At 68.7% G+C, this 15853-nt stretch carries 16 protein-coding genes; 2 read left to right on the top strand and 14 right to left on the bottom strand.

Annotated features, from left to right (window positions below):
• Positions 1-5 precede the first annotated feature (5 nt).
• From rpoZ to mihF, 3 genes are read right to left on the bottom strand one after another with little or no spacing between them, the layout of a single operon-like run.
• Positions 6-305 carry a DNA-directed RNA polymerase subunit omega gene (gene rpoZ, locus ACK8HH_RS08825; RefSeq protein WP_006894814.1) on the bottom strand — a complete coding sequence of 100 codons (300 nt, stop codon included), beginning with the start codon at positions 303-305 and terminating at the stop codon, positions 6-8.
• A complete protein-coding gene (gmk, locus tag ACK8HH_RS08820; RefSeq protein WP_278127278.1) occupies positions 306-926 on the bottom strand; it encodes a guanylate kinase in 621 nt (206 codons plus the stop codon).
• A gap of 2 nt (positions 927-928) precedes the next feature.
• Positions 929-1243 (bottom strand): integration host factor, actinobacterial type, encoded by a 315-nt coding sequence (gene mihF / locus ACK8HH_RS08815; protein ID WP_006894812.1) that lies wholly within the window; start codon positions 1241-1243, stop codon positions 929-931.
• A gap of 325 nt (positions 1244-1568) precedes the next feature.
• Between mihF and ACK8HH_RS08810 the strand changes: the two genes are divergently transcribed.
• Positions 1569-2636 (top strand): alpha/beta hydrolase, encoded by a 1068-nt coding sequence (locus tag ACK8HH_RS08810; protein ID WP_278127277.1) that lies wholly within the window; start codon positions 1569-1571, stop codon positions 2634-2636.
• Positions 2637-2759: 123 nt separating this feature from the next.
• Here the strand turns inward: ACK8HH_RS08810 and pyrF are convergent, their stop codons facing one another.
• From pyrF to ACK8HH_RS08760, 10 genes are all read right to left on the bottom strand, one after another.
• Positions 2760-3602: an orotidine-5'-phosphate decarboxylase gene (pyrF, locus tag ACK8HH_RS08805; protein ID WP_278127276.1), complete on the bottom strand. Its 843-nt coding sequence runs from the start codon at positions 3600-3602 to the stop codon at positions 2760-2762.
• Positions 3603-3615: 13 nt separating this feature from the next.
• Positions 3616-6945 carry a carbamoyl-phosphate synthase large subunit gene (gene carB, locus ACK8HH_RS08800; RefSeq protein ID WP_006894809.1) on the bottom strand — a complete coding sequence of 1110 codons (3330 nt, stop codon included), beginning with the start codon at positions 6943-6945 and terminating at the stop codon, positions 3616-3618.
• A complete protein-coding gene (gene carA, locus ACK8HH_RS08795) occupies positions 6945-8138 on the bottom strand; it encodes a glutamine-hydrolyzing carbamoyl-phosphate synthase small subunit (RefSeq protein WP_006894808.1) in 1194 nt (397 codons plus the stop codon). The genes carB and carA overlap by 1 nt, the downstream gene beginning before the upstream one ends.
• Complete coding sequence (locus tag ACK8HH_RS08790) at positions 8138-8716, bottom strand: hypothetical protein (protein WP_039866783.1); 579 nt, start codon at positions 8714-8716, stop codon at positions 8138-8140. Before ACK8HH_RS08790 ends, carA begins: the two co-directional genes overlap by 1 nt.
• Positions 8713-10068 carry a dihydroorotase gene (locus ACK8HH_RS08785; protein WP_006894806.1) on the bottom strand — a complete coding sequence of 452 codons (1356 nt, stop codon included), beginning with the start codon at positions 10066-10068 and terminating at the stop codon, positions 8713-8715. Before ACK8HH_RS08785 ends, ACK8HH_RS08790 begins: the two co-directional genes overlap by 4 nt.
• Positions 10068-11087, bottom strand: coding sequence for an aspartate carbamoyltransferase catalytic subunit (locus ACK8HH_RS08780; protein WP_278127274.1), 1020 nt, complete (start codon positions 11085-11087; stop codon positions 10068-10070). Before ACK8HH_RS08780 ends, ACK8HH_RS08785 begins: the two co-directional genes overlap by 1 nt.
• A complete protein-coding gene (gene pyrR / locus ACK8HH_RS08775) occupies positions 11084-11647 on the bottom strand; it encodes a bifunctional pyr operon transcriptional regulator/uracil phosphoribosyltransferase PyrR (protein WP_006894804.1) in 564 nt (187 codons plus the stop codon). Before pyrR ends, ACK8HH_RS08780 begins: the two co-directional genes overlap by 4 nt.
• An 83-nt stretch (positions 11648-11730) precedes the next feature.
• Positions 11731-12180, bottom strand: a complete 450-nt coding sequence (gene nusB / locus ACK8HH_RS08770) for a transcription antitermination factor NusB (RefSeq protein ID WP_006894803.1) — start codon at positions 12178-12180, stop codon at positions 11731-11733.
• A 49-nt stretch (positions 12181-12229) separates the two neighbouring features.
• Positions 12230-12796, bottom strand: coding sequence for an elongation factor P (gene efp, locus ACK8HH_RS08765; protein WP_006894802.1), 567 nt, complete (start codon positions 12794-12796; stop codon positions 12230-12232).
• Between the two features lie 21 nt (positions 12797-12817).
• Positions 12818-13972, bottom strand: coding sequence for an aminopeptidase P family protein (locus ACK8HH_RS08760; RefSeq protein WP_231875729.1), 1155 nt, complete (start codon positions 13970-13972; stop codon positions 12818-12820).
• 24 nt (positions 13973-13996) lie between these two features.
• Here ACK8HH_RS08760 and ACK8HH_RS08755 point away from each other — a divergent pair, with 24 nt between their 5' ends.
• Complete coding sequence (locus tag ACK8HH_RS08755) at positions 13997-14488, top strand: B-4DMT family transporter (protein ID WP_006894800.1); 492 nt, start codon at positions 13997-13999, stop codon at positions 14486-14488.
• 250 nt (positions 14489-14738) lie between these two features.
• On the opposite strand, the gene aroB is transcribed toward ACK8HH_RS08755, so the two are convergent.
• Positions 14739-15848 carry a 3-dehydroquinate synthase gene (gene aroB, locus ACK8HH_RS08750; RefSeq protein ID WP_006894799.1) on the bottom strand — a complete coding sequence of 370 codons (1110 nt, stop codon included), beginning with the start codon at positions 15846-15848 and terminating at the stop codon, positions 14739-14741.
• Between the last annotated feature and the right edge of the window lie 5 nt (positions 15849-15853).

The raw sequence follows: 15853 nt of genomic DNA, 5'->3' as shown, positions 1-15853 counted from the left end.
GGGGCCTACTCGCCCTCGGTGTGCTCGAGCAGGTCCGAGTGGATCTCACGCATCGCGATCGAGAGCGGCTTCTCCTGGACGCCCGGCTCCACGAGGGGGCCGACGTACTCGAGGATGCCCTCGGCGAGCTGGTTGTAGTAGTCGTTGATCTGCCGGGCGCGCTTGGCCGCGTAGATCACCAGGGCGTACTTCGACGAGGTGCGCTCGAGCAGTTCGTCGATCGGCGGATTGGTGATACCCAGCGGGGCGTCGTAGACGGGCTCGTCCACAACCACGGTTGATTCGGTCTCGGTCTGAGTGCTCACTCAATTCTCCTGCGAAGTCTCTGCTTGGGCCTGCTCCTCTAACGGCGGCCCAACCAGCAAGTTTACCAATTGTTCGGCGGCCGCGTCGACATCGTCGTTCACCACGACGTGTTGGAACTCCTCGCGGGCGGCCATCTCCGACCGCGCCGTATCCAGTCGACGGTCGATCACCTCCTGGGATTCAGTGCCGCGGCCGGTCAGCCGCTCCACCAGAGTCTCCCAGCTCGGCGGCGCCAGGAACACCGTCGTCGCCTCCGGCATCGCCGTCACCACGTTGCGGCATCCCACCAGGTCGACCTCCAGCAGCACGGGCGAGCCGGATTCGAGGGCCTCGCGCACCGGAGCCGCGGGTGTTCCCGAACGTTGCAGTCCTCCGTGGATGTCGGCCCATTCGAGGAGTTCGCCGTTCTCGATCATCGAGTCGAACTTCTCTCGGCTCACGAAGTGGTAGTCGTGACCGTCCACCTCACCCGGCCGCGGATCGCGGGTCGTCGCCGACACGCTGAACCACAGATCGGGAACGAGCTCGCGCAGCCGTGCGACGACGGTCGACTTTCCGACAGCCGAGGGGCCGACCAGTACAACCAGTCGGCCCCTCCGTCGGGTGTGCTCCCGGGTCACGCTCAGGAGCTGAACTTCTCGAGAAGCGCCTTGCGCTGGCGGTCACCGAGACCGCGGACACGGCGAGTCGGAGCGATCTCCAGCTCGGTCATGATCTCCTGCGCCTTCACCTTGCCCACCTTCGGCAGGGCCTCGAGAAGGGCCGAGACCTTCATCTTGCCGAGGATCTCGTCGTTCTCTGCGTCGGCCAGCACCTGCTGCAGGTTGGTGCCGCCGCTCTTCAGGCGGTTCTTGAGCTCCGCGCGCACCCGGCGAGCGGCAGCCGCCTTCTCGAGCGCTGCAGCGCGCTGCTCATCGGTCAACTGGGGAAGAGCCACGGTTCCTCCGTCTTTCGTGTCTACAGTTCGGTTTGTCCACGCGACGCTATACGAACATCTCGTGTTTTTCCGCTTCGGGGCCGTGCGGCCCCTACGAGCGAATCGGATCCAGCCTAACGCTCGACGCCTTGTCCCATGCAATCGGAGTCCCATGCAATCGGACCAGCACAAACGGTACCCGCTCCGCCGCCGTTTCCGGTGAAGCGCACCGGGCGCGCCCGCACTCGGTGTCGCAGGAGAGCGCCGATCACCTCGGAACCACATCGATCGTCCGGGAACAACACGGCGTGCGACGGCGGATGCGGCACAAGGTACCGTGCCCTCCATGCTCAGTGACCTTCGAACCCTTGCTCGTGTCCTGACCGACGACCTCGCCCCGTCCAGCGCCAGCGAGTCGGTGGTGCTCTCGGAGCGCCCGCACGCGAGGCTCGTCCGCTACGGTTCCGCCGACCGGCTCCGGGCGGCGCGGGAGTCCGGGCAGGTCCCGGTGCTGCTGGTCCCGCCGCTGGCGGTGCCCGCCCATTGCTACGACCTGGCACCCGGCGCCCAGCCGGGCAACTCGGTGGTCGAGTTCCTGCTCGGCACCGGTACCGTTCCGTACGTCATCGACTTCGGCGACGTGGGCTACGCCGACCGCCGGCTCGGTTTCGAGGACTACTTCGGCACCTTCATCCCCCGCGCGATCGGCGAGGTGATCGACGATTTCCGGGCCGGGCCGGACGCGGTCGACCTCATGGGCTGGAGCCTCGGCGGCACCCTGTCGCTTATGACCGCGGCCGCACAGCGCGACCTGCCGATCCGGTCGGTCATCACCGTCGGCACACCGCTCAACTACCAGAAGATCGAGCCCTATCCCCTGCTCCGGAGGTTGCTCGGACCCACGCAGGGCAAGCCGGTCACCTATCTGCTCCGCGCGCTGGGCGGCATCCCGTCGATCGCCGTACAACTCGCCTACCGAGCGAGCTCGTGGGATCGCGAACTGCGCAAGCCTCAGTACATCCTGGCGAACCTCCGAGACACCGACGCGCTGGTCCGCATGCAGGTGATCGACCGCTTCCAGAACTCGCTGCCCGGCTACCCGGGAAAGGTCAGCGAGCAGATGCTGGTGAATCTCATCCTGCGCGATGAGATCGCACGCGGCGAACTGCACTTCGGATCGGTCACCGTCGATCTCACGTCCATCACGGCGCCGGTCTTCATGGCCGGCTCGCACCGTGACGCGATCGTCAGCCACGCGGCGGCCGAGCACGGACTGAGCCTGTTCACCGACTCCGTCCACGCCGAGTTCCACACCGTCGAGACCAGCCACCTCGGACTGCTGACCGGGGCCATCGCCGAACAGGAGACCTGGCCCGCGATCGCCGCTTTCCGCGAGGAGATCGGCCGCTACTGAACGGCCCCGAGGCTCCGCGCCATCCGCGAAACCCGCAGACCCCGCACAGCCGCGATGTTCGACGACGGAACCCCCGTCCGGGACGGGGGTTCCGTAGTCGAGTGTCGCGTCAGTGGTGAGCGGCTACCGCAGCGCCGCCTCGACCTCGTCTCGGGTCGCGGACGCCGCAGTCGCGAGGGCCGCCGGATCGGGTCCCGCGCGCAGGATGCTGCGGCTGGCCGCCGGCAGCAGCCACGACGGATCCGAACCGTCGAAGATCCGGGCCAGATCGGCCGCGGTGGCGCCCTGAGCGCCCAATCCCGGCGACAGCACGGGACCGGCCAGGCGGCTCAGATCCAATCCGTGTTCGCGTGTCGCGCCGACCACCACGCCGACCGTTCCGGAGCCATCGGCGTTCACCTCCGCGGCGGCGTCGACGATCGACTGTCCGACGGTCCGACCGCCGGCGTCGGCCGTCTGCACCGAGCCGCCCTCGGGATTGGAGGTGCGGGCGAGGGCGAAGACGCCGCGCGCGGTGGTCCGCGCCTTGTGAACAGCCGGTTCGAGCGATCCGAAACCCAGGTACGGCGAGAGGGTCACCGCATCGGAGCACAGGGGCGACGCGTCGTCGAGCCATGCCGCGGTGTACGCCGCCATGGTGGAGCCGATGTCGCCGCGCTTGGCGTCAGCGAGGACCACCGCCCCCGCCTCTCGGCAGCCGGCGATCACATCCTCCAGGACCGCGAAGCCCGCGGCGCCGAAGACCTCGAAGAAGGCGACCTGCGGTTTGATGACGGCGGCGGTGGGACCGAGGCCCTCGACGCAGGCGTCGGCGAAGGCGCGCAGCCCGTCGACGGTCACCGGCAGACCCCACTGCTCGAGCAGCGCCCCGTGCGGGTCGATTCCCGCGCACAGCCGTCCGCGCTCGGCGACGACCGCCCGGTATCGCGCCGCGAAACCGGACGATCGTGCCGTCGCCTCTATCACTTGACAGCTTCCATCACTTGCCCGCCTGCATCTCCGCGTGGCGGCGCTGCAGTGATCGCACGCTCATCGTGGCGTTCAGCGTCGCCTCAATGCCGAGCACCGCGGCGCCCGCACCCTGCACGGTGGTGATGAACGGCACCGTCGCGGCGATCGCGGCGGCACGGATCTCGTACCCGTCGACGCGCGGTCCGGCGGTGCCGAACGGCGTGTTGATGATGAGGTCCACCTTGCGCTCTCTGATGGCGTCGATGACGGTCCGCTCACCCTCCTTGGCCTCGAAGTACTTGCGCACGGTCTCCACCTGGATACCGTTGCGGCGCAGCACGTCCGCGGTACCGCCGGTGGCGAGAACGGTGAAGCCCAGGTCGGCGAGGCGCTTCATCGGGGAGATGATCGAGGCCTTGTCGCGATCGGCCACCGACACGAAGACCGTGCCCGAGCGAGGGAGCGCTCCCCCGGCCGCCTCCTGCGACTTGGCGAAGGCGCGGCCGAAATCGTCGTCGAGTCCCATGACCTCACCGGTCGACTTCATCTCGGGACTCAGCAGCGAGTCGACGCCGGTCCCGTCCTCCCGCCGGAAGCGGTTGAACGGCAGCACGGCCTCCTTGACCGCCACCGGGGCGTTCGCCGGGGTGACCGAACCGTCGCCCTCCGCGGGCAGGATGCCCTGGGTGCGCAGTTCGGCGATCGACATGCCCAGCATGACTCGCGCGCACGCCTTCGCCAGCGGCACCGCGGTGGCCTTCGAGACGAAGGGCACCGTGCGGCTCGCCCGCGGGTTGGCCTCGAGCACGTACAGCACGTCGCCGGCGAGCGCGTACTGAACGTTCATCAGGCCGCGCACGCCCAGACCCCTGGCCAGCGCCGCGGTCGAGGTCCGCACCCGCTCCACCACATCGGCGCCGAGCGTGATCGGGGGCAGCGCGCACGCCGAGTCGCCGGAGTGGATGCCCGCCTCCTCGATGTGCTCCATGATGCCGCCGATGTAGACCTCGTCGCCGTCGCACAGCGCGTCGACGTCGATCTCGACGGCGCCCTCCAGGAACCGGTCGACCAGCACCGGGCGGTCGTCGGAGATCTCGGTGGCGTTCGCGATGTAGTCGGCCAGCCCCTGCTCGTCGTAGACGATCTGCATGCCGCGGCCGCCGAGCACGTACGACGGGCGGACCAGCACCGGGTAGCCGATTCCGGCCGCGATGTCCTTGGCGCCCTCGAAGGTGGTGGCGGTCCCGAACTGCGGTGCGGGCAGGCCCGCCTCGACGAGTACCTTGCCGAACTCGCCGCGGTCCTCCGCCAGATCGATCGCGGCCGGGCTGGTGCCGACGATCGGCACGCCCGCGGCCTCGAGCCGTGCGGCGAGCCCCAGCGGAGTCTGCCCGCCGAGTTGGACGATGACGCCCGCGACGGTGCCCGACTGCGATTCGGCGTGGTACACCTCCAGGACGTCCTCGAAGGTCAGCGGCTCGAAGTACAGGCGGTCGGCGGTGTCGTAGTCGGTGGAGACCGTCTCCGGGTTGCAGTTCACCATGACCGTCTCGTAGCCGGCCTCCGACAGCGTGAGCGCGGCGTGGACGCAGGAGTAGTCGAACTCGATGCCCTGGCCGATTCGGTTGGGTCCCGAGCCCAGGATCAGCACCTTGGGCCGCTCGGTCTGCGCGGCGATCTCGGTGGTCGCCGCCGGATCGAGTTCGTAGGAGCTGTAGTGGTACGGGGTCTTCGCTTCGAACTCGGCGGCGCAGGTGTCGACCGTCTTGTAGACCGGGCGCACGCCCATGCCCGTCCGCAGTTCGCGGATCGCGTCCTCGTCGGTACCGCGGAGGACTGCGATCTGGCGGTCCGAGAGTCCGTTGCTCTTGGCGACCCGCAGGGTGAACTCGTCGAGGCTCTCGGCGTCGCGGACCTCGTGACCGATCTGTCGGATGCCGTCGATCTCGGCCAGGAACCACGGGTCGATCGAGGTCGCCTCGTAGATCCGGTCGATGCCGACGCCCGCCTCCAGCAGCAGCATGATCTTGTACATGCGGCCGTCCCTGCCGACCGACACCTCCGACAGCAGCGCCTCGGTGTCGATGGTCGCCGGGTCGGGCCGGTCGGCCTCGGTCCAGAAGCCCGCCGCCTTGGTCTCCAGTGATCGCATCACCTTGCCAAAAGCCTCGGCGAAACTGCGGCCCAGGCTCATCGCCTCGCCCACCGACTTCATCGTGGTGGTGAGTGTGTCGTCGGCGCCCGGGAACTTCTCGAACGCGAAACGCGGAGCCTTGACGACCACGTAGTCGAGCGCCGGCTCGAAGCACGCGGGCGTGACCCGGGTGATGTCGTTCATGATCTCGTCGAGCGAATAGCCGATGGCCAGCTTGGCCGCCATCTTGGCGATCGGGTAACCGGTCGCCTTCGACGCCAGCGCCGACGAGCGCGACACTCGCGGGTTCATCTCGATGACCACCAGGCGGCCGTCGCGCGGGTTCTGGGCGAACTGGATGTTGCAACCGCCGGTGTCGACGCCCACCTTGCGGAGGATGGCGATCGACTGATCGCGCATGATCTGGTACTCGCGGTCGGTCAGCGTCATCGCGGGTGCGACGGTGATCGAGTCGCCGGTGTGCACACCGACCGGATCGACGTTCTCGATCGAGCAGATCACGACGACGTTGTCCTTGTTGTCGCGCATCAGCTCGAGCTCGTACTCCTTCCAGCCGAGGATGGACTCCTCGATCAGGACATTCGCCGTGGGCGAGGCCGCCAGGCCGCCGCCGGCGATCCGGTCCAGATCGGCTTCGTCGTAGGCCATGCCGGAGCCGAGTCCGCCCATGGTGAACGACGGCCGCACCACCACCGGGTAGCCGAGCTCCTCGACGGTCGCGTGCACCTCCTCCATGGTGTGGCAGACCCGCGAGCGGGCGCTCTCGCCACCGATCTCGGTGACGATGTCCTTGAACATCTGGCGGTCCTCGCCGCGCTGGATGGCGTCGAAGTCGGCGCCGATCAGCTCGATGTCGTGCTTGGCGAGAATGCCCTTCTCATGCAGGCCGACCGCCGCGTTGAGCGCGGTCTGACCGCCCAGGGTCGCGAGCACGGCGTCGATCGGGTGGCCGCCGGCGGCCTCGGTCTCGATGACCTTCTCGATGTACTCCGGAGTGATCGGCTCCACGTACGTGGCGTCGGCGAACTCGGGATCGGTCATGATCGTGGCCGGATTGGAGTTGACCAGCGACACGCGCAGGCCCTCGGCCTTGAGCACCCGGCAGGCCTGGGTGCCCGAGTAGTCGAACTCGCAGGCCTGGCCGATGACGATCGGGCCGGACCCGATCACCAGAACGTGGGAGATGTCTGTACGGCGAGGCATTACGCGCGGGTTCCTTTCATGGCGGAGTTCTCCATCACGTTGACGAACTTGTCGAAGAGGTTGGCGGCGTCGTGCGGTCCGGACGCGGCCTCCGGGTGGTACTGCACGGAGAACGCCTGGCCGGACAGCAGCTCCACACCCTCCACGACGCCGTCGTTGGCGCAGACGTGGGAGACGCGGGCACGGCCGAGGTCGGTGTCGAACTCCTCGCCCGCTTCGCCCTCGAGGGCGAAGCCGTGGTTCTGCGAAGTGATGGCGACCCGGCCGGTGGTGGTGTCGAGGACCGGGATGTTGATGCCCCGGTGACCGAACTTGAGTTTGTAGGTACTGCGGCCGAAGGCCCGTCCCAGGATCTGGTTGCCGAAGCAGATGCCGAACGTCGGCAGTCCCGCGTCGATCACCTCGCTGGTCAGCGCGACGGCCGCGTCGGCGGTCGCCGGGTCGCCCGGCCCGTTCGACAGGAAGAAACCGTCCGGGTTCAGAGCGCGGATGTCGGCGTAGGTGGCGTCTGACGGGAGCACGTGCACCTCCACTCCGCGGGCGGCCAGCATGCGCGGGGTGTTGGCCTTGATGCCCATGTCGAGCGCGGCGACGGTGAACTTCGCCTCCCCGCCGGCCGCCTCGACGATGTACGGCTCGGACGTGCTGACCTGCGCCGCGAGATCGGCACCGGCCATCGACGGCTGGGCGCGGACCGCGTCGAGCATCTCCTCGGTGCTGCCGATCGCATCGCCGGAGAAGATCCCGGCGCGCATCGATCCGCTGTCCCGGAGCACGCGCACCAGTGCGCGGGTGTCGATGCCCGCGATGCCGACCACTCCCTGACCGATCAGCTCGTCTTCGAGCGACGAGCCGGCTCGCCAGTTGGAGACGCGTCGCGTGGGGTTGCGGACCGCGTATCCGGCAACCCAGATCTTCCCCGGATCCTGGTGGTCGATGAAGTCCGCCGACCACCGGACCGACGAACGCTTGCCGAGCAGGCTCTCACTGTCCTCGGTGTTCCAGCCGGTGTTACCGATCTGCGGCGCCGTCGCGACGACGATCTGCCGGTGGTAACTCGGGTCGGTCAACGTCTCCTGGTATCCGGTCATCGCGGTGCAGAAGACCGCTTCGCCCAGAGTGCGTCCCGTGGCGCCGAACGCCTGACCGGTGAAAACCTGGCCGTTCTCCAGCACCATCACCGCTTTGTTCATCACTTGTCTCTCTTCTTCGTCTTCTTGGTGCCAGATTCATGTTCGTCCGTGAGTTCGAGCTCGCGGAAAGCCTTCTCGGTGATCTCCTCGTAGGCCGCCACCCACTCCGGATAGACCGACTTGTCGTCGGCGCGCAGCCCGGAGTCCACCTGGATCCCCGTCGGCAGCGCCCAGCGGATCACCAGCACACCGTCGCGGCTCATCGCCTTGCCCGCGAGCCCGCGTTCGGTGCGGACCGCCACGATCGACTCCTCGGGGATCCAGATCTGCGAGGCGCCCGAGCGCTCGATGAGCAATCCGGCCGGGAACGCCGACAGCTGAGCGTTGGCGCGGTCTCCGAAGTCGCCGACCGCGATGCGGTTCTGCCAGCTCGGCGCCATCGTGCTGCCGAGGTACAGGCCGGTGTGCGGGCCGCGGATGAGCTCTCCCGGGTCGGCGGGCGCCACCGGCAGTTCTCCGACGCTCTCCGCCTGCCTGCGGCCCCGGTTGCGCCAGCCGCGCACCACCATCGCCACCAGCGTCAGCCACACCGCGAGGGCGACGACGGTGACCACCACGTAGTACAGGACCTCGTTCACCGCCACTCACCCGCCGTCTCGCCGAACGCCGGGTCAAAGACCGTGTCGTCGAGCGCCGCGGGTCCCCGCGCCGCCGTGACCCGACCGCGCAGGACCGTCGCCTGCACGACGCCCGGCAGCCGCATCGACTCGTAGGGGGTGTTGCCGGACTTGCTGGCCAGTGTCTGGCCGCGGACCTCCCACGAACCGTCCGGATCGATGATCGTCAGATTCGCCGGCTCACCGACGGCGATCGGCCGCCCCTGGTCGTCGAGGCCGACGATCTGCGCCGGCCGTTCGCTCATCACTCGCGCGACGCCGCGCCAGTCGAGCAGTCCGGGCCGGACCATCGTCTCCACCACGATCGACAGCGCCGTCTCCAGACCCAGCATCCCCGGTCGCGCCTGCGAGAACTCGCAGCACTTCTCCTGCGCCGCATGCGGTGCGTGGTCGGTGGCGACGCAGTCGATGATCCCGTCGGCGAGTGCCGCCCGCAACGCCGTCTTGTCGGTCTCCTCGCGCAGCGGCGGGTTGACGCGGTTGACGCCGTCGTAGGTCTCCAGCCGCGAGTCGTCCAGCAGCAGGTGGTGCGGAGTGACCTCCGCGGTGATCTCGATCCCCTGGCCGCGGGCCCAGCGGATCAGCTCGACCGTGCCCGCCGTGGACGCGTGCGCGATGTGCACCCGGGCCCCGGCATCGCGCGCCAGCAGCGCGTCGCGCGCGACGATCGACTCCTCGGCGGCACGCGGCCAGCCGGTCAGACCCAGCCGCGCGGCGGTCGGACCGTCGTGCGCGACGGCTCCCACAGTCAGCCGCGGATCCTCGGAGTGCTGCGAGATCAACACTCCGAGCCCCTTCGAGTACTCGAGCGCCCTCTTCATGATGACCGGATCGTGCACGCACTTCCCGTCGTCGCTGAACAGCTTCACCGCAGCGTCGCCGTCGGCCATCATGCCCATCTCGGCGAGTTGCTCGCCGGCGAGTCCGACGGTGACCGCACCCACCGGGTGCACGTCCACCAGACCGATCTCCCGGCCGAGGCGCCACACGTGATCGGTGATCGAGGCGTTGTCGGCCACCGGGTCCGTGTTCGCCATCGCGAAGACCGCCGTGTAGCCGCCGCGCGCCGCCGCTCGCGAGCCCGATTCGACGGTCTCGGTGTCCTCGCGGCCGGGCTGGCGCAGATGCGTGTGCAGATCGACGAAGCCGGGAAGCAGTACGCCGCCTCCGCCGTCGATCGTGTCCGCCCCCTCGGGAGCCGGCAGGCCGGCGCCGATCGCGGTGATCTCGCCGTCGACGACGGCGACATCCACCGGGTCGCCGTCACCGTAGGGCCGGACGTTGGTGATCAGGACCGAACCGGTGACGGACACTACTTCACTCCTCGGGAATCGTCGGGGGCGCTGCTGTCGGGTGTTCTGCTGTCGGGTCCGCCGATGGACTCCTCGGCTCCCGCGATGAGGCGGAACAGCACCGCCATGCGGACGTGGACGCCGTTGCGGACCTGTTCGAGGACGGTGGCCTGCGGGGTGTCGGCGACGTTGAAGCCGATCTCCATGCCGCGCAGCATCGGGCCTGGATGCAGCACCACGGCGTCGTCGCGCAGCATCGCCATGCGGGTGTCCGAGAGCCCGTAGCGCACCGCGTACTCGCGCGCGCTCGGGAAGAATCCGCCGTTCATGCGTTCGGCCTGGACCCGGAGCATCATCACCGCGTCCGCGGCCGGAAGCTCGGCGTCCAGATCTGTGGCGACCCGGACCGGCCACGTCTCGACGCCCGTCGGCAGCAGGGTCGGCGGTGCCACGAGGACCACCTCGGCACCGAGGGTCGCGAGCAGCCGGGCGTTCGACCGCGCCACGCGCGAGTGCAGGATGTCGCCGACGATCGCCACGCGGCGACCTTCGAAACCGCCCAGACGCTGGCGAATCGTGTAGGCGTCGAGGAGCGCCTGCGTGGGGTGTTCATGCGTGCCATCGCCGGCGTTGATGACCGACGGGCCGGTGGTCGGCAGGCCGGTGACATCGCTGCCGTCGTTGGTCCACCGCGCCACCTGGGCGGCCGCGCCGGATGCCGGGTGCCGCACCACCAGGGCGTCCGCGCCGAGGGCGCGCAGCGTCTTGGCGGTGTCGCGCAGCGACTCGCCCTTGTTGACCGACGAACTCGATGCGCTGACGTTGATCGCATCGGCGCTCATCCACTTGGCGGCGACCTCGAACGAGACGCGGGTGCGCGTCGAGTTCTCGTAGAAGACGGTCATCACCGTCCGGCCGCGGAGGGTGGGGAGTTTGCGGACCTCACGGCCGGCGAGCGCCTGCTCGAACCGCTGGGCCTCGTCGAGGATGTCGAGCGCGTCGCCGCGGGACAGGTCGGCGGCGGAGAGCAGGTGCTTCATCGGAGCACCACCTCGTCGATCCCGTCGTGCTCCACCAGGTGGACTTCGACGTCCTCGTCCCGGGAGGTCGGGACGTTCTTGCCGACGTAGTCGGCGCGCAGGGGCAACTCCCGGTGGCCGCGATCGACCAGCACCGCGAGTTGCACCGCGGACGGACGGCCGAGATCGCGCAGCGCGTCGAGCGCGGCGCGCACGGTGCGGCCGGAGAAGAGGACGTCGTCGACGAGGATCACCAGCGCGCCGTCGACGCCGCCCTCGGGGACGAGCGTCCGTTCGAGCGGGCGATGGGGCTTGTCGCGAAGGTCGTCGCGGTAGAGCGTGATGTCGAGGTAGCCGGTCGGCACCCGGACGCCGGAGAACTCGGCGATCCGCTCGGCCAGCCGCACTGCCAGCGAGGTGCCCCGCGTGGGGATACCGATGAGCAGGACCCGACGGGCGTCGGGAGCGTCCAGAGCGGTCTTCTCGATCACTTGATGTGCCATGCGTGCCACCGTGCGCCCGACGTCAGAAGCGTCGAGTAACACACGCTGAGGGCGCGCACGATCGACCGGCGGAGCCAAGTCGACCTCCTTCTCCGCCTCACTGGACGGGTCGTTAAAGGAAATTCTCTTGTCGAGCCAGAACTTGCTCTCGAGCAGCCAGTCTACTCCGCCGAGGCCGCCGCCCTGACCTGAGGGGCCAGTTCGGCGACCTTGCCGAGGACGCCGTTGACGAACGACGGGGAATCGTCCGTCGAGAGCTCCTTGGCGAGCTCGACGGCCTCGTCGAGCACGACGTCGATGTCGACGTCGGTCGCGTACAGCAGCTCCCAGACGGCCAGCCGCAGAATGGCGCGGTCGACCGCCGGGAGCCGGTGCAGCTTCCAGTTCTCCAGATGCGACTCGATCACGGCGTCCACCTGGGAGGCGTCCGTGGTGACACCCTCGACGACGCGCACGGTGTACTCGTACATCGTTCCGACGCTGTCGTCGGTGGGGTAGATCTCGCGCCGCTCAGCGATCAGCTGGGTGGCCTTCACGCCCTTGGCTTCCGCCTCGAACAGAAGGTCCACCGCGCGCTTGCGCGCCTTGTGGCGGGTACCGGGTTTCTTCACGTGAGTCGCAGTGCCTGTCTTGCTCGGGGAACGTCGGTGGTGCGGTGTGTCAGCTGTTGACGCGGCCGAGGTAGCTGCCGTCGCGGGAATCGATCTTCAGCTTGTCGCCGGTGTTGATGAACAGCGGCACCTGGACCTCGGCGCCGGTCTCCAGCGTGGCGGGCTTGGAGCCGCCGGTGGATCGATCGCCCTGCAGACCCGGGTCGGTGTGCTGGACCTCGAGTTCGACGGTGACCGGGAGCTCCACCGACAGCGGCGCGCCCTCGTGGGTCGAGACCTGGACGGTCATGTTCTCCAGCAGGAAGCGCGCACCGTCGCCGATGACCTCGGGGGCGATGGTGATCTGGTCGAAGGTCTCGCCGTCCATGAAGACGTAGTCGGTGCCGTCGTTGTACAGGTAGGTCATGTCGCGACGGTCGACGGTCGCCGTCTCCACCTTGACTCCGGCGTTGAAGGTCTTGTCGACGATCTTGCCCGACAGGACGTTCTTGATCTTGGTGCGCACGAACGCGGGGCCCTTGCCCGGCTTCACGTGCTGGAACTCCAGAATCTGCCAGAGCTGGTCGCCCTCCATCTTGAGGACGAGGCCGTTCTTGAAGTCGGCGGTCGACGCCATATGTGTTGTCTCCTCGGAAAGTCACAGGGCGCGGAGCGCCCTCGGGGTGGTCGTCAGCAATCGCGGTCCGGCATCGGTGACCACCAGGGTGTCTTCGATCCGCACGCCGCCGCGCCCGGGCAGGTAGATCCCGGGTTCAACGGTGACCGTTGCGCCGACAGGCAGTGTACCGCTCGCGGCGGCCCCGATTCCCGGACCTTCGTGGATCTCCAACCCCACCCCGTGCCCCAGACCGTGCACGTAGTACTCGCCGTACCCCGCGTCCGCGATCACCTCGCGGGCGACGGCGTCGACCCCCGCCAGGTCGGCGCCGGGAACGAGGGCCTCGCGGCCGGCGAGCTGCGCGGCCTCGACGATCTCGTAGATCTCGCGTTGCCACGCCGCCGCGGCCCCCAGCACATACGTGCGGGTCATGTCCGAGTGATAGCCGCCGGCGACCGCGCCGAAATCCATCTTGACCAGGTCGCCGTCGGCGAGCACCGCATCGGTGGGGCGATGGTGCGGGATCGCCGAGTTCGGCCCGGCGGCGACGATCGTCTCGAAGGCGATGGCGTCGGCGCCGCGCACGTACATCTCCCACTCGAGGTCGCGCGCCACGGCGCGCTCGGTGCGGCCCGGGACGATCGCGTCGCGTTCGATCAGAGCGGCGAGGGCCTCGTCGCCGATCCGGCACGCTGACGTGATCAATTCCACTTCACCGGCGTCCTTGACCGCGCGCAGCGCTTCCACAGTTCCGCGCAGCGGGACCAGTTCCGCGCCGGCGTGCTGCGACAGGTCGGTGAACGCCGCCACCGACATCGCGTCCGCCTCGATGCCGATCCGAACGCGCGGGCGCAGGCCGGCGGCGTGCTCGACGAGGGCGCGCGGGCAGTCGCGGGCGATCAGCGCCGGCAGGTCGGGTACCTGTGCGGCCACCTGCGACACATATCTGCCGTCCGTCGAGATCGTGTCCTCGGGCCGCTCCGGCCGCTCGGCCCAGACGAGGACCGCCGCGTTGCTGCCGGTGAAACCTGTGAGGTAACGCACGTTGACCAGGTTCGACACGACGATCGCGTCCACCTGGTCCCCCGCCGCGTCGTCTCCCAATGCCCGGGACAATCGAGCGCGCCTGGCCGCGATCGTCGCGCCGGCCTCGGCGTGCGCCGGTTCTTTCCGCATGTCAGCGTTGTTGAACATGTTCCTCCCCGGTATGGTGCATCCATGAGTTCGTGGCTACTGCGTGGCGCCGTGATGTCGATTGTGCACATCGCCGCCCGAATCATTCTCGGTGTCGTCGTCATCACGGCACCTCTGTCCTCGCCACTCGGACGCTGGCTCGCGGTGATCGCCGTGGTGCTGATCGCGGTGATCTGGGGCGGATACGACGGCATCAGGGACGCCCGCGCGCACAGCGACCCCGACGACTACGAGGATCTCACGATGCGCTGGCTCAAGGTCGGCCTCGTGGCCGCCGTCGTGTCGTGCCTCGTGTGCTGGATCCTCGGAACCTTCTGGCTGAACGGTATCGGCCAGGCCTCCTTCTGGATCGAGATGACCGCCGGCGTCTCGTTCATCACCCTCATCGTCTACCTGCCCGCGTTCTTCGGCGTCAGCCTCGGGCGCTTCTTCGTCCGCCGCGACCAGCGGAAGGCCGAGTTGAAGGCGCAGGAAGCAGCAGAAGCGCAGACCGCTCAGCTGGCCACCACTGCCTGAGCATCGTCTCCACGACGGCGGGCCGGGAACCTCCGAGGTTCCCGGCCCGCTGTTGTTTGTGCTGTGAGGGGGTTTCGACTCGCTTCGCTCGCTCAACAAGCCTAAGGAGCAGCCCGCTCAGCCAGCCTGCCGGGCAGCCCGCTCAGCCAGCCTGAGGGGCGGCCCGCTCAGCCGGCCTGCCGGTGGGCACTTCACATCCAGGGTGGTTGAGCGAGCGGAGCGAGTCGAAATCATCCCACCCTCGAACCGCTCACAGCATGATCGGGGCGGGGCCCGAGGCTCCGCCGGAGGCGACGGCCGAGTAGGCGGCCGCGATCAGCGACGGGTCCGGAGCCTCCAGACGGCCGGGCTTCGCCAGACCGTCGAGCACCACGAATCGGAGCATGCCCGACCGGTTCTTCTTGTCGCCGGCCATCGTCTTGAGGAGTTCGCCGAGCGCGTCCTCGTCGTAGGTCGTGGGCAGACCCACGAGTTCGAGGATCCGGCGATGGCGGTCGGCGGTCTCGTCGTCGAGCCGGCCCGCGAGCCGCCCGAGTTCGGCGGCGAAGACCATGCCGACGGAGATCGCGGCACCGTGGCGCCACTTGTAGCGTTCACGGCGTTCGATCGCGTGACCGAGCGTGTGACCGTAGTTGAGGATCTCCCGCAGTGAGGACTCCTTCAGATCCGCGGACACGACGTCTGCCTTCACCTGGACCGACCGGCGGATCAGCTCCGGCAGCACCGTCCCCTTCGGGTCGAGGGCGGCACCGGGGTCGGCCTCGATCATGTCGAGGATCACCGGATCGGCGATGAATCCGGTCTTGATGACCTCGGCGAGCCCGGCGACGACCTCGTTGTGCGGGACCGTCTCCAGCGTCGCGAGATCGATGAGCACGGCGTCGGGCTCGTGGAACGACCCGACGAGGTTCTTTCCGGCATCGGTGTTGATGCCGGTCTTGCCGCCCACCGCGGCGTCGACCATCGCCAGCAGCGTGGTCGGCACGTGGATGACGCCGATGCCCCGCATCCACGTCGCGGCCACGAAACCGGCGAGGTCGGTGGCGGCACCGCCGCCCAGGCTGATGACCTTGTCGTTGCGCATCATGCCGATGCGTCCGAAGACCTCCCAGCAGAAGGAGGCGACGGAGAGGTCCTTGCCCTCCTCGGCGTCCGGGATCTCGACGCGATGCGCATCGAAGCCCTGTTCGGCCAGATACTCGCGGATCTGCTCAGCGGTGGCCTTGAGGGTCGGCTGATAGACGATCGTCACGCGATCGGCGCCCTGCGCCGCTTCGGCGACGTCGGAGAGCAGACCCCGGCCGATCGTCACGTCGTAGGGACTCGCCGCGCGGACGGCGACCTTCACCGGTTCGGTCATGCCTG

Source organism: Gordonia sp. LUNF6, assembly GCF_047041125.1.
Taxonomy (GTDB): Bacteria; Actinomycetota; Actinomycetes; order Mycobacteriales; family Mycobacteriaceae; genus Gordonia; species Gordonia sihwensis.
The sequence above is the reverse complement of the archived record's forward strand: the minus strand, read 5'-3'. Positions and strand labels throughout refer to the sequence as shown.